Genomic DNA, 21,545 nt, shown 5'->3' on the forward strand with positions numbered 1-21,545 from the left:
TCCCGGGACGGGGAAAAAGGGGCAGCCCGGGGGGACAGGGGCCCCCTAGAGTGCGGGGATGGACATGGGGCAGCTGCGGAAGACGTTTGACGGCCAGATCCGGCGGGGGGCGGGACCGGTGACGGCGGAGGGGGTCGTGCGCCTGGTCGAGGGCGACGGCCCGAACGGGTGGGCCGGAGTCGTGTGGTCGGGGTTCACCGCGGAGGAGGGCGCGAAGGCGGACCGGGCGATCGCCGCGCAGCGGACATGGCTGCGCTCCCCCGAAGGCAAGGGCCGCGAGTTCGAGTGGAAGCTGTACTCGTACGACCTGCCCGCGGACCTCCCCGAGCGGCTGACCGCCGCGGGGTTCGTCGCCGAACCCCCGGAGACCCTGATGGTCGCGGAGATCGCGGCGCTGCCGACGGACACCCCGGTGCCGGAGGGGGTCCGGCTGGAGCCGGTGACGGACGCGGCGGGCGTGCACCTGATCGCGGACGTGCACGACCAGGCGTTCGGCACGGAATCCGCCCGCCTGAGGGAGCGGCTGCTGGCCGAAGTCGGCGGTCCCGACGTGGAGATGACCGTGGCGATGGCGGGCGAGCGGCCGGTGTGCGGCGCCCGGATGGAGTTCCACCCGGGCACGGAGTTCGCGAGCCTGTGGGGCGGCGGCACCGTCGAGGAGTGGCGTGGCCGCGGCGTCTACCGCGCGCTGGTCGCGCACCGCGCCCGTATCGCCGCCGCGCGCGGCTGCCGCTACCTCCAGGTGGACGCCTCGGACCAGAGCCGGCCGATCCTGGAGCGGCTGGGCTTCGCCGCGCTGGCCGTCACCACGCCGTACATCCTCGCGGCGGACTGACGAAGGGGCGGCGGGCGATGGACCGGAAGGTGCTGACCGTCAACATCGGTCGGCCGCAGCCGAATCAGTGGAAGCAGCTGCCCGCGACCGGCATCGACAAGCAGCCGGTGCCCGGTCCGGTGGCCGTGGCGGCGCCTGGTCCGAAGGGAACCGGCGCGGTCGGGCTCGCGGGTGACCGGGTGTACGACGTGAAGCACCACGGCGGCGACGACCAGGCCGTGTACGCGTACGCCCGGGAGGATCTGGACCGCTGGCAGCAGGAGTTGGGCCGGGAGCTGCCCAACGGCTCCTTCGGGGAGAACCTGACCACGGCCGGGATCGACGTCAACGCGGCGCTGATCGGGGAGCGTTGGCGGATCGGCTCCGCGCTGCTGGAGGTGTCCTGCCCGCGCATCCCGTGTGCGACCTTCGCCGGATGGCTGGCGGAGGGCGGGTGGACCCGGCGGTTCGTGCGGGCCGCGCGGCCGGGACCGTATCTGCGGGTGATCGAGCCGGGCGAGGTCAGCGCGGGCGACGCGGTGGACGTGGTGGACCGGCCGGCGCACGAGGTGACCGTGGCGGTGGCGTTCCGCGCGGTGACCAGCGAGCCCGAACTGCTGCCGCTGCTGGTCGACCTGGCCGCCTTCCCGGCCGCGGACCGGGCGCAGATCCGGCGGCGGCTGGACCGCTGACCGCGGCGGGGCGCCAGGCGCGGCCCGGCCCTTCTAGGGTGGCGGTATGACGACTTCTCTGGTGACCGGGGCGACCGCGGGCCTCGGCGCGGCCTTCGCCCGCCGGCTCGCCGCCGACGATCACGCCCTGGTGCTGGTCGCCCGGAACGCCGACCGGCTCGCCCGGTTCGCGGCGGACCTGCGCGAGCGGCACGGCGTCGAGGTGGAGGTGCTGGCCGCCGACCTCGCGACGGACACCGGGATCGAGGCGGTCGAGGCGCGGCTGCGCGACTCCGCCCGGCCGGTGGACGTGCTGGTGAACAACGCCGGGTTCGGCCACGGCGGCACGTTCCTCGACGTGCCCGTCGAGGACGAGGTGCGGATGATCAAGGTGCACTGCGAGGCGGTGCTGCGGCTGACCACGGCCGCGGTGGAGGGGATGCGGGAGCGGCGGCGCGGCTTCGTGGTGAACGTCGCCTCGGTCGCGGCCTACGTGCCGCGCGGCACGTACGGCGCGAGCAAGGCGTGGGTGGTGCGGTTCACCGAAGGGCTGTCGCACGAACTGCGCGGCTCGGGGGTGCGCTTCCTCGCCCTGTGCCCGGGGTTCGTGCGCACCGAGTTCCACGCCCGGGCCGGCATGGACGCCTCCCGGCTGCCGTCGTGGGCCTGGCTCGACGCGGACGCGGTCGTCGCCACCGCCCTGCGCGACCTGGCCAGGGGCCGCACGATCAGCGTGCCGTCGGCCCGCTACAAGGTGGCGGTCTCGCTCGCCCGCCATGTGCCGCCGGCCCTCTTCGGCGCGGCCTCCAGCCGGACCGGCCGGTTCGACCCGAAGGGCTGACCGCGCGGCGAGGGCAGGCCACCGCGGGAACCCGCCCGCGGGAACGACCGGGGCCCGCCACTCCGTGAACGGGGTGGCGGGCCCTCGGGGCCTCAAGGGGCCTCGGACGCGGGTGTGCGTCAGTGGCTGTGGCCGTGACCGCCGGCAGCGGCCTCCGGCTCCTCTTCCTTCTTCTCGACGACCAGGGTCTCGGTCGTGAGCAGCAGGGAGGCGATGGACGCCGCGTTCTCCAGGGCGGAGCGGGTGACCTTCACCGGGTCGATGACGCCGGCCTTGACCAGGTCGCCGTACTCGCCGGTGGCGGCGTTGAAGCCGTGGCCCTTGTCGAGCTCGGCGACCTTGGAGGTGATGACGTAGCCCTCCAGGCCGGCGTTCTCGGCGATCCAGCGCAGCGGCTCGACCGCGGCGCGGCGCACGACGGCGACACCGGTGGCCTCGTCGCCGGACTTGCCCAGGTTGTCGCCGAGCACCTTGACCGCGTGCACGAGCGCGGAGCCACCGCCGGAGACGATGCCCTCCTCGACGGCCGCGCGGGTCGCGGAGATCGCGTCCTCCAGGCGGTGCTTCTTCTCCTTCAGCTCGACCTCGGTGGCCGCGCCGACCTTGATCACGCAGACGCCGCCGGCCAGCTTCGCGAGGCGCTCCTGGAGCTTCTCGCGGTCCCAGTCGGAGTCGGTGGTGGTGATCTCGGCCTTGATCTGGCCGACCCGGCCCTCGATCTCGGCCTTGTCGCCGGCACCGTCGACGATGGTGGTCTCGTCCTTGGTGACGGTGACCCGGCGGGCGGAGCCCAGCAGGTCGAGACCGGCCTGGTCGAGCTTGAGGCCGACCTCCTCGGCGATGACGGTGGCGCCGGTCAGCGTGGCGATGTCGCCCAGCATGGCCTTGCGGCGGTCACCGAAGCCGGGGGCCTTGACCGCGACCGCGTTGAAGGTGCCGCGGATCTTGTTGACCACGAGGGTGGAGAGCGCCTCGCCCTCGACGTCCTCGGCGATGATCAGCAGCGGCTTGGAGGAGTTGGCCTGGATGACCTTCTCCAGCAGCGGCAGCAGGTCCTGGATCGAACCGATCTTGCCCTGGTGGATGAGGATGTACGGGTCGTCGAGGACGGCCTCCATCCGCTCCTGGTCGGTGACGAAGTACGGCGACAGGTAGCCCTTGTCGAAGGCCATGCCCTCGGTGAAGTCCAGCTCGAGCCCGAAGGTGTTGGACTCCTCGACGGTGATGACACCGTCCTTGCCGACCTTGTCCATCGCCTCGGCGATCAGGTCGCCGACCTGCTTGTCCTGCGCGGACAGGGCGGCGACGGCGGCGATGTCCTCCTTGCCCTCGATCGCGCGGGCGGAGGAGAGCAGCTCGTCGGAGACCGCCTTGACGGCCGCGTCGATGCCCTTCTTCAGCGCGGCGGGGGAGGCGCCGGCGGCGACGTTGCGCAGGCCCTCGCGGACCAGCGCCTGCGCCAGCACGGTCGCGGTGGTGGTGCCGTCACCCGCGATGTCGTTGGTCTTGGTCGCCACCTCCTTGACGAGCTGGGCGCCCAGGTTCTCGTACGGGTCCTCGATCTCCACCTCGCGGGCGATGGTCACGCCGTCGTTGGTGATGGTCGGGGCGCCGAACTTCTTGTCGATCACGACGTTGCGGCCCTTGGGGCCGATGGTCACCTTCACGGTGTCGGCGAGCTTGTTGACACCGCGCTCAAGGGCGCGACGGGCGTCCTCGTCGAACTTAAGGATCTTGGCCATGCCTGCGAACTACCTCGTCTACTCGTATGTCGTCGTCAGTCAGTGAGGACGGTCAACGAAACCGCCCCGGCCCCGGCCGGAAGAGGGCGCGGAGAATCCGGGGCGGGATCACGGCTGGTGGTGAAGCCGGAAAATTACTTCTCGATGATCGCGAGAACGTCGCGGGCCGAGAGGACGAGGTACTCCTCGCCGTTGTACTTCACCTCGGTGCCGCCGTACTTGCTGTAGAGCACGACGTCGCCGACGGCGACGTCGAGCGGCAGCCGGTTGCCGTCCTCGAAGCGGCCCGGGCCCACGGCCAGGACGACGCCCTCCTGGGGCTTCTCCTTGGCGGTGTCCGGAATGACCAGGCCCGAGGCCGTGGTCTGCTCGGCGTCGAGCGGCTGGACCACGATGCGGTCCTCAAGCGGCTTGATGGCAACCTTGGTGCTGGCGGTCGTCACGATCCGACCTCCCCCTTCAAAGGGCTCACGGGAGTGTCTGTCTGGGTCGGCGACCTGGTAGGCCCGTCGTCGCGGGTGCCGGACCTGCCCGTCGCTGAGTTCTGGCACTCAGCGGTGCCGAGTGCCAGAACCGAGACTAGGACGCGCTTAGCACTCGGTCAAGCGGAGTGCCAGCGGCGCCGCACATACGGGTGTACCCGCGGCCCCGTCCAAGGGGGTTCGCCCGGGGCGCGGACAATGGGCGGGTGAATCCCGAGGACTTCGACGCGCTGCTCACCCCCGAGGGGCAGGCCCTGCTCGCCGAGCTGCGTGAACTGGACCCCGCCGACGAACTGGCGGCCGCCACCCGGCTGCGGCGCACCCACGACATCGCGCTGGTCTCCGCCGCCCTCGGGCAGAGCCGGCTGCGGCAGCGCGCCGCGGCGAAGTTCGCGGCCGAGGACGCCGCGCGGATGTACTTCACGCCCGACGGCGTCGAGCAGGCGACCCGCGCGTCGGTCGCCGCGCACCGGGCGGAGCGCTTCCGCGCGCTGGGCGTACGGCGGCTGGCCGACCTGTGCGGCGGCATCGGCGGCGACGCGGTCGCGCTGGCCCGCGCCGGCATCGAGGTGCTGGCGGTGGACCGCGACCCGCTCACCTGCGCGGTGGCCCGGGCGAACGCCGACGGACTGGGCCTGGCCGACCGGATCGAGGTGCGCTGCGCGGACGTCGCGGAGGTGGACACCGCCGGGTACGACGCGGTGTTCGTGGACCCGGCGCGCCGCTCGGGCCGGGGCCGCACGTTCGACCCGGAGGCGTACTCCCCGCCGCTGTCCTGGGCGCTGGCGGCGGCACGCACCGTCCCGCACGCCGCGGTGAAGGTGGCGCCGGGCATCCCGCACGAGGCGGTGCCCCAGGACGCGGAGGCGGAGTGGGTCTCGGACCGGGGCGAGGTGAAGGAGGCGGCGCTGTGGTTCGGCACCGCGCCCGGCACCGTACGCGCCACGCTGCTGCCGGGCGGGGCGGACCTCGCCGCGCGCGGCCTGCCGCCGGACCCGCCGGTGCGGCCGGTGGGGCGGTACCTGTACGAGCCGGACGGCGCGGTGATCCGCGCGCACCTGGTCGCCCTGGTGGCGGACGAGGTGGGCGGCGGGCTGATCGACCCGACCATCGCGTACGTGACCGGCGACGCGCCGCACCCGACGCCGTACGCGGCGGCGTACGAGATCCGGGACGCGCTGCCGTTCGGGCTCAAGCGGCTCAAGGCGCTGCTGCGGGAGCGCGAGGTGGGGCGGCTGACCGTGAAGAAGCGCGGATTCGCCATGGAACCCGAGGAGTTGAGGCGCCGGGTACGGCCGCGGGGGCCGCACGAGGCGACGGTGTTCCTGACCCGGATGGCGGGGGCGCCGGCGATGCTGGTCGGCGAGCCGGTGGCGTGGGACGGCCGGATCAGGGTCTGACCGCGACCGACACGAACCGCCAGCGGTGCACCTGACGGCGGACCAACTCCGCCGGCGGGTCCGGGAGTTCGGGCAGCTCGGCGCCGTAGGGCGCGTCCCACCAGGTGATGACGAGCACCCGGTCGCCGGGCGCGGTCAGGTACTCCACCCGCTCGGGCGCGCCGGACAGCTCCTGCCGCCGTGCCCAGTCCAGGAGTTCGGCGCCGCGGTCGTCGGCCGCGGCCGCCTCCCACATCAGCGTGACGGTCATCCGTACAGGTTGTCCTTGCTCAACTCGTGCACATGGTCGTGGTCGTGGGGATGTGCGTGGCCGTGGTCGTGGGGGTGCTGCTCGTCGTGGGTGTGGCCGGGCACCGAGACCTCGGTGACCGGCAGCGAGGAGTCGGCCGGCAGGTCCAGGGTGGAGGCCGAGCGGCCGCGGGCGACCATCTCGGCGCCGAGCGCGGCGACCATGGCGCCGTTGTCCGTGCACAGCCCGGGGCGCGGCACCCGCAGCAGGACGCCGGCGTCCTCGCACCGCTGAAGGGCGAGCGCGCGCAGCCGGGAGTTGGCGGCCACTCCCCCGCCGATCATCAGGTGGTCGACGCCGTTGTCCTTGCAGGCGCGGACGGCCTTGCGGGTCAGCACGTCGACCACGGCTTCCTGGAAGGACGCCGCCACGTCGGCGACCGGTACGTCCTCGCCGTCCCGGCGGCGCGCCTCGACCCAGCGGGCGACGGCGGTCTTCAGGCCCGAGAAGGAGAAGTCGTAGATCGGGTCGCGGCCGCCGGTCAGGCCGCGCGGGAAGGCGATCGCCCGCGGGTCGCCGTCGCGGGCGTAGCGGTCGATCACCGGCCCGCCGGGGAAGCCGAGGCCGAGCACCCGGGCGACCTTGTCGAACGCCTCGCCGGCCGCGTCGTCGATGGTCGCGCCGAGCGGGCGGACGTCGCTGGTGATGTCGGGGGCGAGCAGCAGCGAGGAGTGGCCGCCGGAGACCAGCAGGGCCATCGTCGGCTCGGGCAGCGCGCCGTGTTCGAGCTGGTCGACGCAGATGTGCGAGGCGAGGTGGTTGACCCCGTACAGCGGCTTGCCGAGCGCGTAGGCGTACGCCTTGGCGGCCGAGACGCCGACCAGCAGCGCGCCCGCCAGCCCGGGCCCGGCGGTGACCGCGATGCCGTCGAGGTCGCGGGCGCTGACCCCGGCGTCCTTCAGGGCGCGCTGGATGGTGGGGACCATCGCCTCCAGGTGCGCGCGGCTGGCGACTTCGGGCACCACCCCGCCGTAGCGGGCGTGCTCGTCGACGCTGGAGGCGACCGCGTCGGCGAGCAGGGTGTGGCCGCGGACGATGCCGACGCCGGTCTCGTCGCAGGAGGTCTCGATACCCAGGACCAGGGGTTCGTCAGCCATCAGTTCCTCAGATCCTCAGAATTCCTCAACGAAGGTCGGCGGCGAAGGTCTGCGCGGGATCGGCCAGCCGCATCACGAGCGCGTCCACGTTGCCGGGCTGGTAGTAGCCGCGGCGCACGCCGATGGGCTCGAAGCCGAAGCGCTGGTAGAGCCGCTGGGCGCGGGCGTTGTCCACCCGCACCTCCAGCAGCACCTCGTGGCACTCGGCGGCGGTCGCGGCCCGCAGCAGCTCGGTGAGCAGCCGGCCGCCGAGGCCGCTGCCCCACTGGTCGCGGGCGGTGGCGATGGTCTGCACGTCGCCGGTGCCGGCGATCGCCGCGAAACCGGCGTAGCCGACGATCCGCGGGGTGCCGGCCGGGGCGGCGCCGGGCGGGTCCGGGGCGGCCTGCGCCCCGGCCTGCTCGACGGCTTCCTCGACGGCTTCCTCGACGGCTTCCTCGGCGACGACGTAGGTGCGGCTGGCGGACGGGTGCCGGGCATCGGCGAGTTCGGACCAGAACATGCCGCGCGACCACGCGTCCTCGGGGAAGAGTTCGTGTTCGAGGGCGAGTACGGCGTCCAGGTCCCACCAGCGCATGGCGCGCAGGGTGGCGCCGCCCGCGGGGGCGCCGCCGGTTCGCTCGGTCACTTCGGCAGTACCGCCTTGTAGCCGGCCGGCACCTGGGCGTCGGGCCGGCGCAGGTACATCGGCCGGGCCGGCGGGAACGTCTCGCCCGCGGCCAGCCGGTGGGCGGCGAGCGCGGCGAGCGCACCGGCCGACTGGTGCGCGGGGTCGGGGCGGTGGTCGGTGAAGACGTCGGGGTAGAGCGCGGCGCCGGCGCCGACCGCGGGCAACCCCGCGACTTCGGCGGCGATGTCGGCCGGGCGGTCCACGGCGGGCTCGCCCACCCGGTGCAGCGGGCCGTCGTACCGCGCCCAGTACACCTCCTTGCGGCGCGCGTCGGTGGCCACCGCGAACGGCCCGTCCAGGCCCGCCTCGCCGGCCGCCCAGGCCAGCCCGTCCAGCGTGCAGACGCCGTGCACCGGAACGCCGAGGGCGTCGCCGAAGGACGCGGCGGTGACCAGGCCGACCCGCAGCCCGGTGTACGGGCCCGGGCCGGTGCCGACGACCACGCCCGTGACATCGGCGAGGGCGCGGCCGGCGGTGCCCAGCACCCGGTCGACGGCGGGTACGAGAAGTTCGCCGTGCCTGCGCGCGTCGATCACGGTGGACTCGGCGAGCACCCTCTCCCCGTCGTACAGGGCGGCGGTGACAGCGGGTGTGGCGGTGTCGAAGGCAAGCAGCAGCACGCCCCCAGCCTACGGCGCACGCGGGGCGCGGCGGGGCGCCAGGGGGGCGAGCGGTGCGACTGCTACTTTCAATTCCGACAAAAGCCTCATTACACGTATATGACAGTCGGTTCGGCGGCACGTCGATCCGGCGGGAGGACGGCGGCCGTGGTGCGGATCAGTTCGGGGGTCGCGGCGGCCGGGTTCCTCGCGGCGGCGCTCGCGACGGTGGGGATGCTCACGGCCGCCGCGGTGGGCGCGCCGCCGCGGCACCACCCGGGCGCCGCACCCGGCAGGACCGCCACCTCCGCGCCCGGCTCCGCCGCCTCCCCCGACCCCGCGCCCACCGCGCTCCCCGCCGGCTCCGGGCACGGCGCCCGGGTCGTCTACAGCCTCGGGCGGCACCGGGTGTGGCTCGTCGACGCGCACGAGGGTGTGCTGCGGACCTACGGGGTGCGCGGCGGCACCGTCGCCCCCGCGCGCGGCACGCACCGCGTCTTCGCCCGCGAGGGCGGCGAGGTGGTGCTGTTCGCGTCCACCAACGGAGCGAACGTCGGGTTCGGCTCCAGTGCGGACGCGGGGGCGGGGGCGGGCGCTCCCGGCGCCGTGATGCGCGAGGCGCCCTCCGACGCCGCCGCGCTCTGGCGGCACGCGCCCATGGGCTCCCTCGTGGCCGTGGTGCCGTAGTCCCGCGAACCTACGCGGACGGGGCCGGGCCGTCGGCCGGTTCGTCCTCGGACCGCTCGGCGGGGTCGCAGGGAGCGGTGGAGACGGTGCGCGCGGCGGCGCAGGACGCGAGGACGTCCCGCACCGTGGGCACCCTGGGCACAGCAGGCGCCGGGGCCTGTGCAGCAGCGTCGTCGTGGGCCGTCATGCGCGCCTCCCCGGGAAGAGAAGTTAGGCAACCCTAAGCAGGTGTCCGCTACCAGCACACCACGGCCACCCACCCTCGCGCAACATCTTCCCGACAGCCTGTCGGCGTAACCTCCGGCTCGGCGGACCGCATGGCCGACCGCGGGTCCGACTGCTCGGCGGACCGCTCGGTCGGCCGCTCGCTCGGCCGCTCAGAAGACCAGCGGTGTGAGGTCCTGCCCGACCCAGCGCGGCCCGATTCCGATCACGGTCACCTCGCGCGTGTCGTCGGCGCCCTCCGGCTCCGGCCCGAGGGCGTCGTCCGGGCCCGGGTGGGGCGGCTCCCCGCCCGCCGCGTGGTCCCGTTCCTCGCCGATCGTGCGGCCGATCACCACCTGGAGCCGCGCGTCCGACAGGTCCTCGACCTTGCCCTCGCCCCACTCCACCACCACCACGGACTCCGGCAGGGAGACGTCGAGGTCCAGGTCCTCCATCTCGTCGAGGCCGCCGCCGAGGCGGTACGCGTCGACGTGCACCAGCGCCGGTCCGCCGGTGAGCGAGGGGTGCACCCGGGCGATGACGAACGTCGGCGAGGTGACCGCGCCGCGCACGCCGAGCGCCTCGCCCAGCCCGCGGGTGAGCGTGGTCTTGCCGGCGCCCAACTCACCGGTGAGCAGCACCAGATCGCCGGGAACCAGCAGCGCGGCGAGCCGTCTGCCCAGCTCACGCATGTGATCCGCGGTGCGTACGGTGATCCGGACCGCGTGCGCGTCTTCTGCGGTGCCCGCGGCCGCGGGATAAGGGTCGTGCGGTTTGCCCATGAAGGCGAATGCTACGCGTCGATGGTGGCCGTCAGGTCGCGCAGCCGCTGCGGTACGGGGGCGCGCACGCCGTCCGCGGCCTTCGCGATCAGCCCCGCCAGCGCGGCCCCCACCACCTCGGGCTGCTCCAGCAGCGCGAGGTGACCGGCGCCCGGCACCACCACCAGCTCGGCGCCGGGCAGCTTCTCGGCGATGTCCGCGCTGTGCGCGCTCGGCGTCAGCAGGTCCTTGTCGCCGGCCAGCACCAGCGCGGGCGGGCCGGCGAGCGCGGCGAGCTTCTCGCTCTTCTCGTGCTCGGTGAACGCCGGGTAGAACTCGGCCACCACGTCGATCGGGGTGCCCTCGATCAGCCGCTCGGCGAAGCGGGCCACGCCCGGATCGACGTCGCTGGAACCGAAGCTGTAGCGCTTGATGACGCCGGCGAACAGCTCGGCGGTGGCCCGCCGACCGCGCTCCACCAGCTCCGCCTGGCGGCCCATCACCCGCAGCATGCCGGGCGCGAGCGCCCGAAAGGCCCGCGCGCCGACCGCGGGAAGACCCAGCGGCACCGCGGCGAGCTTGCCCGCCGAAGTGGAAATCAGCGCGACTCCGGCGACGCGCTCGCGGACGTACTCCGGGAACTGGTCCGCGAAGGCCATCACCGTCATCCCGCCCATGGAGTGCCCGACCAGCACCACCGGGCCCTGCGGCACCGCCGCGTCGAGCACCGCCTTCAGGTCGCGGCCCAGCTCGTCGATGGTGGCCGGCTCGCCCGCGAGCTGGTCCCGGCCGCGCTCGCTGCGGCCGTGGCTGCGCTGGTCCCAGTACACCGCCCGCACCGCGCCGCGCAGCAGCGCCCGCTGGAAGTGCCAGGAGTCCTGGTTGAGGCAGTACCCGTGCGAGAAGACCACGGTGACCGGCGGCTGCGGCGCCCCTTCGGCCTCCGGCCCGGCCCCGGACTCGGCGTCGGACTCGGCGCGGCGGGCGCGCAGCCAGCCGCGATTGGCGGGACGGGCGGACCTGGCGGGTGGCGGCGGGCTCTCCGGCTCCGGTGCGGGCGGCGGCTCGTCCACCTCGTAGTACAGCTCGGTGCCGTCCTCGGCCACCGCGACGCCAGGGGTGCCGCGCAGGCTGCCGTACGGGCCCGCGGCATCGAGCGCGAGCTGCGCGCGGCGGCGCATCCCGCGGCCGACGGTGGCCCGTTCGATCGCCACGCCCGCGGCCGCGCCGGCCGCCACCACGCCGATCGCGGCGCCGACCAGCCCGGCCCGCTCCCACTTCATCCCCGCTCCCTCCGCCATCGGTCAGCCACTCCCCGTCGGTGCGGAGGCGGCACTCCGGCCGGGCCGGCCGGACGTGGGGGCGCACTGGACCCGATCGATGCACGCCGGCGCGCGGAAGCCCGCCGACCGCGCCCCCTGGGCCTGGCCGCTCATGCCACCTCGCCCACGTACACGCGCGGCACCCGCGGGCCGATCCGGGTGACGATCTCGTACGCGATGCTGCCGCAGGCGCGCGCCCAGTCCTCGGCGGTGGGCTCGCCCGCGTCGCCCGGACCGAAGAGCACCGCCTCGTCGCCCGGCGCCGCGGTGTCGCCGCCGAGGTCCACCACGAACTGGTCCATCGCCACCCGTCCCGCCACCGTCCGCCACTTGCCGGCCACGAGCACCGGGCCGCTGCCCGACGCATGCCGCGGTACACCGTCTGCATACCCCAGCGGGACCAGGGCAAGCGTGGTCTCACCCGGGGTGACGTACATATGGCCGTAGCTCACGCCGTGGTTGCCGGGGACGCGCTTGACCGAGGCGAGCCGGGCCGCGAGCGTCATCACGGGGCGCAGCCCGAAGTCCGCGGGGCCGCCGATCTGCGGCACCGGCGAGATGCCGTACATCGCCACGCCCGGCCGCACCAGGTCGAAGTGGGCCTCGGGGAGGGTGAGCGTGCCGGGCGAGTTCGCCAGGTGCCGCACCTCCGGGTCGAGCCCGGCCTCCGCGGCCTGCGCGAGGGCGGTACGGAACACGCCGAGCTCGCGCGCGATCGAGGGGTGGTCGGGCTCGTCGGCGCACGAGAAGTGGGACCACACGCCGGTGACGCGGATCGCGCCGGCCCGTTCGGCGGCGCGTGCCGCGCGGGTCAGGTCCGGCCAGTCGGCGGGCTGCGCGCCGTTACGGCCCAGGCCCGCGTCGATCTTGAGCTGGACCCGTGCGGTGCGGTGCGCCGCGCGGGCCGCCGCGACCACCTCGTCGAGCGCCCAACGGGCGCTGACCGTCACGTCGATGTCCGCCTCCACGCACTCCTGCCAGGGCCCTCCGGGGGTCCACAGCCAGCACAGCACCCTGCCGCCGAGGCCGGCCGCCCGCAACGCGAGGGCCTCCTGCGGGGTGGCCGCGCCGAGCCACTCCGCGCCGGCCTGCTGAGCGGCCCGCGCGCACGCCACCATGCCGTGGCCGTACGCGTCCGCCTTCACCACGGCCATGAACGCCGCGCCGGGCGCGTGCGCGCGCAGCGCGGCCACGTTCGAGCGGAGCGCGGCGAGGTCGATCCGTGCGGTGGCGCGAAGCGCGGGGGCGACGGCGGAGTCGGTGTCCATGGCGGTGGTCCTTGCGGTGACTTGTGGGTGCGGTGCGGAATCTTCTTGTCGGGCGTCGGTCCGGGTGCGGTTTTGCGCGTTGCGCACGTGCAAGTGTCGCAGGCCCGGGCCCCGCGGTTCGGCTCCCGCCGCGGGTACGGGTGACGGCACCCCGCAGCTCGGCTCCCGCCGCGGGTACGGGTGACGGCTCCCCGCAATTCGGCTCCCGCCGCGGGTACGGGTGACGGCTCCCCGCAATTCGGCTCCCGCCGCAGGAACGGGCGACGGCACCCCGCAATTCGACTCCCGCCGCAGAAACGGGCGACGGCACCCCGCAATTCGGCTCCCGCCGCAGAAACGGGCCACGGCACCCCGCCGCGACGGTTCCGGCTTCGCCGCCGAGCACCCGCCGGTGACCGGTTGCGCGCGCAGTTCCCCGCGCCCCTGGGGAGTGGCTGCTCGCCGCGTATACCCGCGGGTCCCCCGGCACCCCGCCGCGACGGTTCCGGCCTCGGCGCCGGGCACCCGCCGGTGACCGGTTGCGCGCGCAGTTCCCCGCGCCCCTGGGGAGTGGCTGCTCGCCGCGTATACCCGCGGGTCCCCCGGCTCCCCGCCGCGACGGTTCCGGCTTCGCCGCCGAGCACCCGCCGGTGACCGGTTGCGCGCGCAGTTCCCCGCGCCCCTGGGGAGTGGCTGCTCGCCGCGTGTACCCGCGGGTCCCCCGGCACCCCGCCGCGACAGTTCCGGCTTCGCCGCCGAGCACCCGCCGGTGACCGGTTGCGCGCGCAGTTCCCCGCGTCCCCGGATAAGTGCGGCTCACCCGGGCCTGCCCCAGATACCCGCCGGGGGCCGGTTGCTCGGGGGTCGGGATAGCGTGGGCGTATGCGCGGGTTTTTTGAGGGGGAGTCGGGGGAGGGCGAGGTGGTCGGGGGGGCGGCGGTGGAGCCGTTTACCCGGGACCGGGCGCTGCTCTTCTCGACGGCGTACCGGATGCTCGGGAGCGTGGCGGACGCGGAGGATGTGCTGCAGGACGCCTGGCTGAAGTGGGCGGCGGTGGACCGTACGAGGGTGGAGCGCCCGACGGCGTATCTGGTGCGCACCGTCACGAATCTGTGCCTGAACCGCCTGACGTCGGCGCGTGCCACCCGGGAGACGTATGTCGGACCGTGGCTGCCGGAGCCGCTGCTGACCGGCCTGGCGAGCCCGGACGCGGCCGAACACGCCGAACGCGCGGACTCGGTGTCGATGGCGATGCTGGTGGTCCTGGAGTCGCTGAGCCCGCTGGAGCGGGCGGTGTTCGTGCTGCACGACGTCTTCGGCTACGGCTATGGCGAGATCGCGGGGTTCCTGGACCGTACGGAGCCGGCCGTACGGCAGACCGCACACCGCGCCAGGAACCACGTCCAGGCCGGCCGCCCCCGCTACGACACCGAGGACGTCGACCAGGCGGCGCGGCGGGAACTGACCGAGCGGTTCCTCGCCGCCAGCGCGGGCGGCGACGTCAACGCGCTGATGGAACTGCTCGCGCCCGACGTGACCTCCTGGTCCGACGGCGGCGGAAAGGTCACCGCGGCGACCAGGCCGCTGCGCAGGCCCGACCGCGTCGCCCGCTGGATGCTGGGGGTGCTCGCCAAGCCGGAACTGGCCGACGTCGTCGTGCGGGCGGCCGGCATCAACGGGCAGCCCGGCGTGCTGTTCACCCTCGGCGGCCACCCCGTCGGCGCGCTGACCTTCGAAGTCACCGACGGCCTGATCAGCGAGCTGCGCTTCCAGGTCAACCCCGACAAGCTGAGCGGGCTGCGCGGACCAGGCGACCCGACCGCGACCTGGTCCCCCGGGTCTGACGGCGGCAAGCCCTAGCCCGACACGTTCCGCCAGGCGCGGGGCAGCGCGTCGGCGAGGTCGAGCGCGGTCAGCGGGACCTCGGTCAGCCTGGCCGCCAGGCCGTGCAGGTAGGCGCCGACCGAGGCGGCGTCCTGGGCCGCGAGGCCGGCCGCGAGCAGCGAACCGGTCAGCCCGGACAGCACGTCGCCGCTGCCGGCCGTGGCCAGCCACGCGCTGCCCGTCGCGTTGACCCGCACCGGGCGGGCCGGGTCCGGGTCGGCCACCAGGGTCGTGGAGCCCTTGAGGAGCACGGTCGCCCCGAACCGCGCGGCCAACTCGCGCACCGCGTGCAGCCGCCGCCCCTCCACCTCCTCGCGCGCCCAGCCGAGCAGCGCCGCCGCCTCCCCGGCGTGCGGGGTCAGCACGGTGGCCGCCGTACGCCGCCGGACCGCCTCGGGGGTCAGCAGCCGCAGCCCGTCCGCGTCGACCAGGATCGGCACGTCCGCGGCCAGCGCGTCGCCCACCGCGGTGTGCGCGTCCGCGGTGTCGCCGAGCCCGGGCCCGACCACCCACGCCTGCACCCGCCCCGCGGAGCGCGGTGATCCGGCCGACACCAGGGTCTCCGGGTGCCGGGCCAGCACCGCCGCCCCGCCGGGCCCGGCGTACCGCACCGCGCCCGCGCCGCCGCGCAGCGCCCCGGACACCGCGAGCACCGCCGCGCCCGGGTACCGCTCCGACCCGGCGGCCACCCCGACCACGCCCCGCCGGTACTTGTCGCTCTCCCCGCTCGGCCGCGGCAGCAGCGCGGCCACGTCGGCGTGTTGGAGCGCCGCCAACTCGGGCGCCCCGAGGTCGCCGTCCAGGCCGATGTCCACCAGCCGCAGCGCCCCGGCGAACCCCGCCGCCGGGTCGATCAGCAGCCCGGGCTTGTACGTGCCGAACGTGACGGTCGCGTCCGCGCGCACCGCCGGGCCGTGCACCTCGCCGGTGTCGGCGTCCACCCCGCTGGGCAGATCCACGGCGAGCACCGCGGCCCGCGCGTCCTGGGCGGCCCGCGCGAGGTCGGCCGCCTCGGGCCGCAGCCCGCCCTTGCCGCCGATGCCGGTCACGCCGTCCAGCACCAGGTCCGCCCGCGCGACGGCCCGCGCACCCTCGTCCGCCGTCACCGCCCGTCCCCCGGCCGCCCGGAACGCCGCCAGCCCCTCGGCGTACGCCCGCTCCGGGTTCAGCAGCACCGCGGTCGCCGCCGCGCCCCGGCGGACCAGCCGCGCCGCCGCGAAGAGCGCGTCCCCGCCGTTCGCGCCGCTGCCCACCAGCACCGCCACCCGCGCTCCGTAGACCCGTCCCAGCAGGTCCGCGCCCGCGGTGGCCAGCCCGGCCGCCGCGCGCTGCATCAGCGCGCCCTCCGGCACCCGCGCCATCAGCGCCGCCTCGCCCCGCCGCACGGTCTCCACACTGTGCCCGTACCTCATCAGCAACCTTCCGCTCGGCGCCCCTCCCGAGCTTACGGAGCAGCCGAACTCCCTGCCACGCCAAGCCGACCCGTGGTGCCCGCTCCGGGGCCCGGCCGAGGTGAGCCGTCGCGGTCTCAGCTCTCGGCGATGACCACGGCCGAGGCGATGCCCGCGTCGTGGGAGAGCGAGACGTGCCAGTTGCGGACGCCGAGAGCGGCGGCGTGGGCGGCGACGGTGCCCTGGACGGCGAGGTGCGGCTGGCCGGCCGGGGACGTGGTGATCTCCGCGTCGAGCCACTGCAGGCCCGCGGGCGCGCCCAGCGCCTTGGCGAGGGCCTCCTTGGCGGCGAAGCGGGCCGCCAGCGAGGCGGACCCGCGCGGGGCGCCGGAGGGCAGCAGCAACTCGGCCGGGGTGAAGAGGCGTCCGGCCATGCCCGGGGTGCGGGCCAGAGCCGCCTCGAAGCGCTGGATCTCGGCAACGTCGATGCCGACGCCGACGATCACGCCGCGCCCGCTGCGGTGCCGGGGACCGTACCGAGTGCCGTCCGGGATGCGGTCCGGGATGCGGTCCGGGGCGCCGTCCCGACCGGACCGCCCTGCCGCGTGCTGCCGTCCATGGAGGTCAGCTTAGGGCGCGGCGGGCGACCTGAACGCCGTCCGCACCCGCCCCCGCGGCACCGCCGGCCCGCGGCCACTGGACAATGGCCCGGTGCCGACCACGCCGCCGCTCGCCGCCGCCACGAGTCCCTACGTCGACCTGACCCGCGCCCAGTGGAGCGCGCTGCGCGACCATACGCCGCTGACGCTCACCGCCGAGGAGGTGGAGCGGCTGCGCGGGCTCGGCGACGTCGTCGACCTGGAGGAGGTGGTCGACGTCTACCTGCCGCTGTCCCGGCTGCTGAACCTGTACATCGCCGCGCACAGCGGGCTGCGCGGCGCACTCAACACCTTCCTCGGCGCGGCGGCCGGACCGGCCGGCGTGCAGCCCGGCACGCCGTTCGTGATAGGGGTGGCCGGCAGCGTCGCGGTCGGCAAGTCCACCACCGCCCGGGTGCTGCGCGCCCTGCTCGCCCTCCCCCAGGCCCCGTCCGGGGGCGCCGTGCGGCCCCCGCGCCGCGTGGAACTGGTCACCACCGACGGATTCCTGCTGCCCAACGCCGAGTTGGAGCGGCGCGGGCTGATGGCCCGCAAGGGCTTCCCCGAGTCCTACGACCGCCGCGCGCTCACCCGCTTCGTCGTGGACGTGAAGTCCGGCCGCCCCGAGGTCACCGCGCCGGTCTACTCGCACCTGAGCTACGACATCGTGCCCGGCGAGCGGTTGACCGTGCGCCGCCCGGACATCCTGATCGTCGAGGGGCTCAACGTCCTCCAGCCCACGCTGCCCGGCAAGGACGGCCGCACCCGGATCGGCCTCGCCGACCACTTCGACTTCAGCGTGTACGTCGACGCGCGCACCGGGGACATCGAGCAGTGGTACCTCGACCGCTTCCGCAAGCTGCGCGCGACCGCCTTCCAGAACCCGGACTCGTACTTCCGCAAGTACACCCAGGTGCCCGAGGAGGAGGCGCTGGACTACGCCCGGCTGATGTGGCGGACCATCAACCAGCCGAACCTGGAGGAGAACGTGCTGCCCACCCGCAGCCGCGCCACGCTGGTGCTGCGCAAGGGCGAGGGGCACAAGGTCCAGCGGCTGAGGCTGCGCAAGCTCTGACCGGCCGGCGCCCGGCAGCCGCCCAGAACCACCCCGCCCCACTGCGGCGGACCCGCCCCCCGGCCCTCCCACCCCGCGCTACCCGACGGAGAGCAACCCGTGCTTCATCTGCGGCTGATCGTGCCGTCCGACCGCACCGAGCAGGTCTGCGACCTGGTACGGAACACCGTCGGCGCCACCCACCTGACCCGGCTGCGCGGCGCCGCGCTCGACCCGCCCGGCGACCTGCTGACGTGCGAGGTGGCCCGCGAGGCGGCCGACCCGCTGCTGGCCGCGCTGCGCGAGCTCGGCATCAGCGAGACCGGCTCGATCTCGGTGGAGCCGGTCGAGTTGACGCTCTCGAAGAGCGCCGACCGGGCGGAGGACGAGGCACCGGGCGAGGGCGCCGACGCCGTGCTGTGGGAGTCCCTGGTCGAGGAGACCCACGAGGAGTCCTCGCTGACCGTCACCTATCTGGCGTTCCTGACGGTGGCGACCATGCTCGCCGCCTACGGCGTGATGCTGGACAGCTCGATCCTGATCGTCGGCGCGATGGTGGTCGGCCCGGAGTTCGGCCCGCTGGCCGGGTTCTGCACGTCGCTGGTCCGGCGCGACGCGGCGCTGGCCCGGCGTTCGCTGGTGGCGCTGCTGATCGGCTTCCCGCTGGCGGTGCTGCTCACCGGCGCCTTCGCGGAGATCCTGAACGCCGTCGGCCTGTTCACCCAGGCGAAGTTCTCCGCCCCGCACCCGGCCACCCAGTTCATCTGGCAGCCGACCGCGGACTCCTTCATGGTGGCCTTCCTCGCCGGAATCGCCGGAATACTGTCGCTGACGTCGGCGAAGTCCGGCGCGCTGGTCGGCGTGGCGATCTCGGTGACCACCGTGCCGGCCGCCGCGAACGCCGCGCTGGCCATCTCGTACACCGACTGGCACGAGGTCTGGGGCTCCACCGTGCAGCTCGCGCTGAACCTGGCGGGCATCGCGATGGCCGGCACGCTGACGCTGCTCGCCCAGAAGTGGTACTGGGCGAGCAACGTGCAGCGGTATCCCAAGGGCCTGTTCACCCGGCGCGGCCCGGGCCGGGCCCCGCGCTGACCTTCCGCCGGGCCCGTACGCGTACCCGTCCGCCGGGCCCGGGCACTACCCGAGCGTCGCCTTGACCAGGTCCGCCAGCCGGCCGGCCACCGTGCGCGCGTGGTCGATGTCCGCGGCCTCGACCATCACCCGCACCAGCGGCTCGGTGCCCGAGGGGCGCAGCAGGACCCGTCCGGTGGTGCCGAGTTCGGCCTCGGCCTCGGTGACGGCGACGGCCAGTTCGGGCGCGCGGGACATCCGGCTCCTGTCGACGTCGGGGACGTTGACGAGCACCTGGGGCAGCCGCTGCATGACGGTGGCCAGGTCGGCGAGCGAACGGCCGGTGGCGGCGACCCGGGCGGCCAGCAGCAGCCCGGTCAGGGTGCCGTCGCCGGTGGTGGCGTGGTCCAGCACGATGACGTGGCCGGACTGCTCGCCACCGAGCGCGTAGCCGTGCTCCTTCATCGCCTCCAGCACGTAGCGGTCGCCGACCGCGGTCTGCACGAAGGTGATGCCCTCGCGCTCCATCGCCAGCTTGAAGCCGAGGTTGGACATCACCGTGGCGACCACGGTGTTCTCCCGCAGCGTGCCCTGCTCGCGCAGCGCCAGCGCCAGCACCGCGAGGATCTGGTCGCCGTCGACCTCCTCGCCGGCCGCGTCGACGGCCAGGCAGCGGTCGGCGTCGCCGTCGTGGGCGATGCCCAGGTCTGCGCCGTGCTCGACCACGGCGGCCTTGAGCAGGTCGAGGTGGGTGGAGCCGCAGCCGTCGTTGATGTTGAGGCCGTCGGGCTGGGCGCCGATGGTGATCACCTCGGCGCCGGCCCGGGAGAACGCCTCGGGCGACACCCGGGAGGCCGCGCCGTGCGCCTCGTCGAGCACGATCTTCAGGCCGTCGAGCCGGTTCGGCAGCACCGCGACCAGGTGGGCGACGTAGCGGTCGAAGCCCTCGTCGTAGTCGCGGACCCGGCCGACGCCGGCGCCGGTCGGGCGGACCCACGGGGCGCCGGTGCGGTGCTCCTCGTAGATCGACTCGATCCGGTCCTCCAGCTCGTCGTCGAGCTTGTGGCCGCCGCGGGCCAGGAACTTGACGCCGTTGTCCGGCATCGCGTTGTGGCTGGCGGAGAGCATCACGCCGAGGTCGGCGCCCAGCGCGCCGGTGAGATACGCCACCGCGGGAGTGGGCAGCACACCGACGCGCAGGACGTCCACGCCCGCGCTGGCCAGGCCGGCCACCACGGCGGCCTCCAGAAACTCACCCGAGGCACGCGGATCGCGCCCGACCACGGCCACCGGCCGGTGTCCGGCGAAACTGCCCGCCTCGGCCAGTACATGCGCCGCCGCGACCGACAGCCCGAGCGCCAGCTCCGCGGTCAGGTCGGCGTTGGCGATGCCCCGCACCCCGTCGGTGCCGAAGAGTCGTCCCACAGTGTTTCCTCCGATGCGATGCGGCGGCTCTGCTTTGCGGTGCTTGCGGTGTGCCGCGGTACTGCTGGGTGTCGCGGTGCCGCTGGGTCGTACAAGCACACATATACGCCCCTAGCTCATCATGCGAACGCCCCGGAGGCACCGATGTGCCTCCGGGGCGTTGCGTTGCGCGCCGAACGGGGGTGAAGCGGAACGCCCGACTCCCCCGTCGGGACGACTAGCGCTTGCTGAACTGCGGCGCCTTGCGGGCCTTCTTCAGACCGGCCTTCTTCCGCTCGACCGCGCGGTCGTCACGGGTCAGGAAGCCGGCCTTCTTGAGCGGGCCGCGGTTGTTGTCGACGTCCGCCTCGTTGAGCGCGCGGGCGACACCCAGGCGCAGCGCACCGGCCTGGCCGGAGATGCCGCCGCCGGAGATGCGGGCGACGACGTCGTAGCGACCGTCGAGCTCGAGCACCTTGAACGGCTCGTTGACTTCCTGCTGGTGCACCTTGTTGGGGAAGTAGCCCTCAAGGGTGCGGCCGTTGATCTTCCACTTGCCGCTGCCGGGGATGATCCGGACGCGGGCGATCGAGCGCTTGCGGCGGCCGGTGCCGGCAGCCGGCTGCGGGTCGCCGAAGCGGGAGGCGAGCGACTCGGAGGTGTACTCCCCCTCGACGGCCTCGGACTCGAAGGTCGTGATCTCGTCGTAGGACTCTTCGCCCTCGACGACGGTCTCGGCGGTGGTCTCAGCCACGATTCTCCTCAGATTCTTTCTGGTAGCAGGTGGCCGGGACTACTGCGCGACCTGGGTGATCTCGAACGGCACCGGCTGCTGGGCAGCGTGCGGGTGCTGGTCGCCCGAGTAGACCTTCAGCTTGGTGAGCATCTGGCGGCCCAGGGTGTTCTTGGGGAGCATGCCCTTGACGGCCTTCTCGACGGCCTTCTCCGGGCTCTTGGCCAGCAGCTCGTCGTAGCGCACGGAGCGCAGGCCGCCGGGGTACCCGGAGTGGCGGTAGGCCATCTTCTGGGTCTTCTTGTTCCCGGACAGGTGCACCTTGTCGGCGTTGATGATGATGACGAAGTCACCGGTGTCGACGTGGGGCGCGTAGATGGGCTTGTGCTTGCCCCGCAGGAGAGTCGCGGCCTGGGTGGCCAGGCGACCCAGGACGACGTCCTGCGCGTCGATGACATGCCACTGGCGCTGAACGTCGCCGGGCTTGGGGCTGTACGTACGCACGGTCGTTAGCCTTCGCTATCTTCGGTGAGTTGGTCCT

23 protein-coding genes are annotated in these 21,545 nt (G+C 74.4%); 8 read left to right on the plus strand and 15 right to left on the minus strand.

Annotation, left to right across the window (positions count from 1 at the left end; all coding sequences use genetic code 11):
- Nucleotides 1–58: 58 nt before the first annotated feature.
- From OG896_RS14770 to OG896_RS14780, 3 genes are read left to right on the plus strand one after another with little or no spacing between them, the layout of a single operon-like run.
- Nucleotides 59–835 carry a GNAT family N-acetyltransferase gene (locus tag OG896_RS14770; protein WP_329365734.1) on the plus strand — a complete coding sequence of 259 codons (777 nt, stop codon included), beginning with the start codon at nucleotides 59–61 and terminating at the stop codon, nucleotides 833–835.
- Nucleotides 836–852: 17 nt separating this feature from the next.
- Complete coding sequence (locus OG896_RS14775) at nucleotides 853–1,506, plus strand: MOSC domain-containing protein (protein WP_329365736.1); 654 nt, start codon at nucleotides 853–855, stop codon at nucleotides 1,504–1,506.
- Between the two features lie 46 nt (nucleotides 1,507–1,552).
- The gene (locus tag OG896_RS14780; RefSeq protein ID WP_329365737.1) at nucleotides 1,553–2,326 is read left to right on the plus strand and encodes an SDR family NAD(P)-dependent oxidoreductase; all 774 of its coding nucleotides are present in this window, start codon (nucleotides 1,553–1,555) and stop codon (nucleotides 2,324–2,326) included.
- Nucleotides 2,327–2,445: 119 nt separating this feature from the next.
- Here the strand turns inward: OG896_RS14780 and groL are convergent, their stop codons facing one another.
- Nucleotides 2,446–4,068 (minus strand): chaperonin GroEL, encoded by a 1,623-nt coding sequence (gene groL, locus OG896_RS14785; protein ID WP_329365739.1) that lies wholly within the window; start codon nucleotides 4,066–4,068, stop codon nucleotides 2,446–2,448.
- A 134-nt stretch (nucleotides 4,069–4,202) separates the two neighbouring features.
- Complete coding sequence (gene groES / locus OG896_RS14790) at nucleotides 4,203–4,511, minus strand: co-chaperone GroES (RefSeq protein WP_033177833.1); 309 nt, start codon at nucleotides 4,509–4,511, stop codon at nucleotides 4,203–4,205.
- 245 nt (nucleotides 4,512–4,756) lie between these two features.
- Between groES and OG896_RS14795 the strand changes: the two genes are divergently transcribed.
- Nucleotides 4,757–5,950: a class I SAM-dependent methyltransferase gene (locus tag OG896_RS14795; RefSeq protein ID WP_329365741.1), complete on the plus strand. Its 1,194-nt coding sequence runs from the start codon at nucleotides 4,757–4,759 to the stop codon at nucleotides 5,948–5,950.
- On the opposite strand, the gene OG896_RS14800 is transcribed toward OG896_RS14795, so the two are convergent.
- The 4 genes from OG896_RS14800 to tsaB are packed head-to-tail and all read right to left on the minus strand — an operon-like array spanning nucleotide 5,940 to nucleotide 8,626.
- Entirely contained in the window at nucleotides 5,940–6,200 is a 261-nt protein-coding gene (locus OG896_RS14800; protein WP_329365743.1) for a hypothetical protein, read from the minus strand. The two genes, OG896_RS14795 and OG896_RS14800, sit on opposite strands and share 11 nt — an antisense overlap.
- A complete protein-coding gene (gene tsaD / locus OG896_RS14805; RefSeq protein WP_329365745.1) occupies nucleotides 6,197–7,336 on the minus strand; it encodes a tRNA (adenosine(37)-N6)-threonylcarbamoyltransferase complex transferase subunit TsaD in 1,140 nt (379 codons plus the stop codon). The genes OG896_RS14800 and tsaD overlap by 4 nt, the downstream gene beginning before the upstream one ends.
- A 25-nt stretch (nucleotides 7,337–7,361) precedes the next feature.
- Nucleotides 7,362–7,913, minus strand: a complete 552-nt coding sequence (gene rimI, locus OG896_RS14810; RefSeq protein ID WP_329374016.1) for a ribosomal protein S18-alanine N-acetyltransferase — start codon at nucleotides 7,911–7,913, stop codon at nucleotides 7,362–7,364.
- A 47-nt stretch (nucleotides 7,914–7,960) separates the two neighbouring features.
- Entirely contained in the window at nucleotides 7,961–8,626 is a 666-nt protein-coding gene (gene tsaB / locus OG896_RS14815) for a tRNA (adenosine(37)-N6)-threonylcarbamoyltransferase complex dimerization subunit type 1 TsaB (RefSeq protein WP_329365747.1), read from the minus strand.
- A gap of 147 nt (nucleotides 8,627–8,773) precedes the next feature.
- On the opposite strand from tsaB, the gene OG896_RS14820 reads away from it, so the two are divergent.
- Nucleotides 8,774–9,292, plus strand: a complete 519-nt coding sequence (locus OG896_RS14820; RefSeq protein ID WP_329365749.1) for a hypothetical protein — start codon at nucleotides 8,774–8,776, stop codon at nucleotides 9,290–9,292.
- A 10-nt stretch (nucleotides 9,293–9,302) separates the two neighbouring features.
- Here the strand turns inward: OG896_RS14820 and OG896_RS14825 are convergent, their stop codons facing one another.
- The 4 genes from OG896_RS14825 to alr all read right to left on the minus strand — a co-directional run bounded on the left by OG896_RS14825 (nucleotide 9,303) and on the right by alr (nucleotide 12,847).
- Nucleotides 9,303–9,479 carry a hypothetical protein gene (locus OG896_RS14825; RefSeq protein ID WP_329365751.1) on the minus strand — a complete coding sequence of 59 codons (177 nt, stop codon included), beginning with the start codon at nucleotides 9,477–9,479 and terminating at the stop codon, nucleotides 9,303–9,305.
- A gap of 190 nt (nucleotides 9,480–9,669) precedes the next feature.
- Nucleotides 9,670–10,278: a tRNA (adenosine(37)-N6)-threonylcarbamoyltransferase complex ATPase subunit type 1 TsaE gene (tsaE, locus tag OG896_RS14830; protein WP_443057044.1), complete on the minus strand. Its 609-nt coding sequence runs from the start codon at nucleotides 10,276–10,278 to the stop codon at nucleotides 9,670–9,672.
- An 11-nt stretch (nucleotides 10,279–10,289) separates the two neighbouring features.
- Entirely contained in the window at nucleotides 10,290–11,558 is a 1,269-nt protein-coding gene (locus OG896_RS14835) for an alpha/beta fold hydrolase (protein ID WP_329365752.1), read from the minus strand.
- 131 nt (nucleotides 11,559–11,689) lie between these two features.
- On the minus strand, nucleotides 11,690–12,847 hold the full coding sequence (alr, locus tag OG896_RS14840; RefSeq protein WP_329365754.1) for an alanine racemase: 1,158 nt from the start codon (nucleotides 12,845–12,847) through the stop codon (nucleotides 11,690–11,692).
- An 861-nt stretch (nucleotides 12,848–13,708) separates the two neighbouring features.
- On the opposite strand from alr, the gene OG896_RS14845 reads away from it, so the two are divergent.
- Nucleotides 13,709–14,686, plus strand: coding sequence for an RNA polymerase sigma-70 factor (locus OG896_RS14845; protein WP_329365756.1), 978 nt, complete (start codon nucleotides 13,709–13,711; stop codon nucleotides 14,684–14,686).
- On the opposite strand, the gene OG896_RS14850 is transcribed toward OG896_RS14845, so the two are convergent.
- Together OG896_RS14850 and OG896_RS14855 are read right to left on the minus strand one after the other, a co-directional pair.
- Nucleotides 14,683–16,122, minus strand: coding sequence for an NAD(P)H-hydrate dehydratase (locus OG896_RS14850; RefSeq protein WP_329365759.1), 1,440 nt, complete (start codon nucleotides 16,120–16,122; stop codon nucleotides 14,683–14,685). The genes OG896_RS14845 and OG896_RS14850 overlap by 4 nt on opposite strands.
- Before the next feature lie 116 nt (nucleotides 16,123–16,238).
- Entirely contained in the window at nucleotides 16,239–16,607 is a 369-nt protein-coding gene (locus OG896_RS14855) for a holo-ACP synthase (protein WP_329365761.1), read from the minus strand.
- 205 nt (nucleotides 16,608–16,812) lie between these two features.
- Between OG896_RS14855 and coaA the strand changes: the two genes are divergently transcribed.
- The gene (coaA, locus tag OG896_RS14860; RefSeq protein WP_329365763.1) at nucleotides 16,813–17,814 is read left to right on the plus strand and encodes a type I pantothenate kinase; all 1,002 of its coding nucleotides are present in this window, start codon (nucleotides 16,813–16,815) and stop codon (nucleotides 17,812–17,814) included.
- Nucleotides 17,815–17,913: 99 nt separating this feature from the next.
- The gene (locus OG896_RS14865; RefSeq protein ID WP_329365765.1) at nucleotides 17,914–18,888 is read left to right on the plus strand and encodes a DUF389 domain-containing protein; all 975 of its coding nucleotides are present in this window, start codon (nucleotides 17,914–17,916) and stop codon (nucleotides 18,886–18,888) included.
- 45 nt (nucleotides 18,889–18,933) lie between these two features.
- On the opposite strand, the gene glmM is transcribed toward OG896_RS14865, so the two are convergent.
- From glmM to rplM, 3 genes are all read right to left on the minus strand, one after another.
- A complete protein-coding gene (glmM, locus tag OG896_RS14870) occupies nucleotides 18,934–20,292 on the minus strand; it encodes a phosphoglucosamine mutase (RefSeq protein ID WP_329365767.1) in 1,359 nt (452 codons plus the stop codon).
- A gap of 217 nt (nucleotides 20,293–20,509) precedes the next feature.
- The gene (gene rpsI / locus OG896_RS14875) at nucleotides 20,510–21,025 is read right to left on the minus strand and encodes a 30S ribosomal protein S9 (protein WP_328468134.1); all 516 of its coding nucleotides are present in this window, start codon (nucleotides 21,023–21,025) and stop codon (nucleotides 20,510–20,512) included.
- Between the two features lie 39 nt (nucleotides 21,026–21,064).
- Complete coding sequence (gene rplM, locus OG896_RS14880; protein ID WP_103886886.1) at nucleotides 21,065–21,508, minus strand: 50S ribosomal protein L13; 444 nt, start codon at nucleotides 21,506–21,508, stop codon at nucleotides 21,065–21,067.
- Nucleotides 21,509–21,545: the final 37 nt, after the last annotated feature.

Origin of the sequence: Streptomyces sp. NBC_00669, assembly GCF_036226785.1 — a bacterium.
GTDB lineage: Bacteria > Actinomycetota > Actinomycetes > Streptomycetales > Streptomycetaceae > Actinacidiphila.

Bases quoted from the DNA above. Each gene is read 5' to 3' on its own strand.
- alr (WP_329365754.1), bottom strand. From the start codon at position 12,847: ATGGACACCGACTCCGCCGTCGCCCCCGCGCTTCGCGCCACCGCACGG.
- OG896_RS14780 (WP_329365737.1), top strand. From the start codon at position 1,553: ATGACGACTTCTCTGGTGACCGGGGCGACCGCGGGCCTCGGCGCGGCC.
- tsaD (WP_329365745.1), bottom strand. From the start codon at position 7,336: ATGGCTGACGAACCCCTGGTCCTGGGTATCGAGACCTCCTGCGACGAG.
- OG896_RS14850 (WP_329365759.1), bottom strand. From the start codon at position 16,122: ATGAGGTACGGGCACAGTGTGGAGACCGTGCGGCGGGGCGAGGCGGCG.
- OG896_RS14845 (WP_329365756.1), top strand. From the start codon at position 13,709: ATGCGCGGGTTTTTTGAGGGGGAGTCGGGGGAGGGCGAGGTGGTCGGG.
- OG896_RS14835 (WP_329365752.1), bottom strand. From the start codon at position 11,558: ATGGCGGAGGGAGCGGGGATGAAGTGGGAGCGGGCCGGGCTGGTCGGC.
- OG896_RS14770 (WP_329365734.1), top strand. From the start codon at position 59: ATGGACATGGGGCAGCTGCGGAAGACGTTTGACGGCCAGATCCGGCGG.
- OG896_RS14775 (WP_329365736.1), top strand. From the start codon at position 853: ATGGACCGGAAGGTGCTGACCGTCAACATCGGTCGGCCGCAGCCGAAT.
- OG896_RS14800 (WP_329365743.1), bottom strand. From the start codon at position 6,200: ATGACCGTCACGCTGATGTGGGAGGCGGCCGCGGCCGACGACCGCGGC.
- tsaE (WP_443057044.1), bottom strand. From the start codon at position 10,278: ATGGGCAAACCGCACGACCCTTATCCCGCGGCCGCGGGCACCGCAGAA.
- groL (WP_329365739.1), bottom strand. From the start codon at position 4,068: ATGGCCAAGATCCTTAAGTTCGACGAGGACGCCCGTCGCGCCCTTGAG.
- OG896_RS14825 (WP_329365751.1), bottom strand. From the start codon at position 9,479: ATGACGGCCCACGACGACGCTGCTGCACAGGCCCCGGCGCCTGCTGTG.
- rimI (WP_329374016.1), bottom strand. From the start codon at position 7,913: ATGCGCTGGTGGGACCTGGACGCCGTACTCGCCCTCGAACACGAACTC.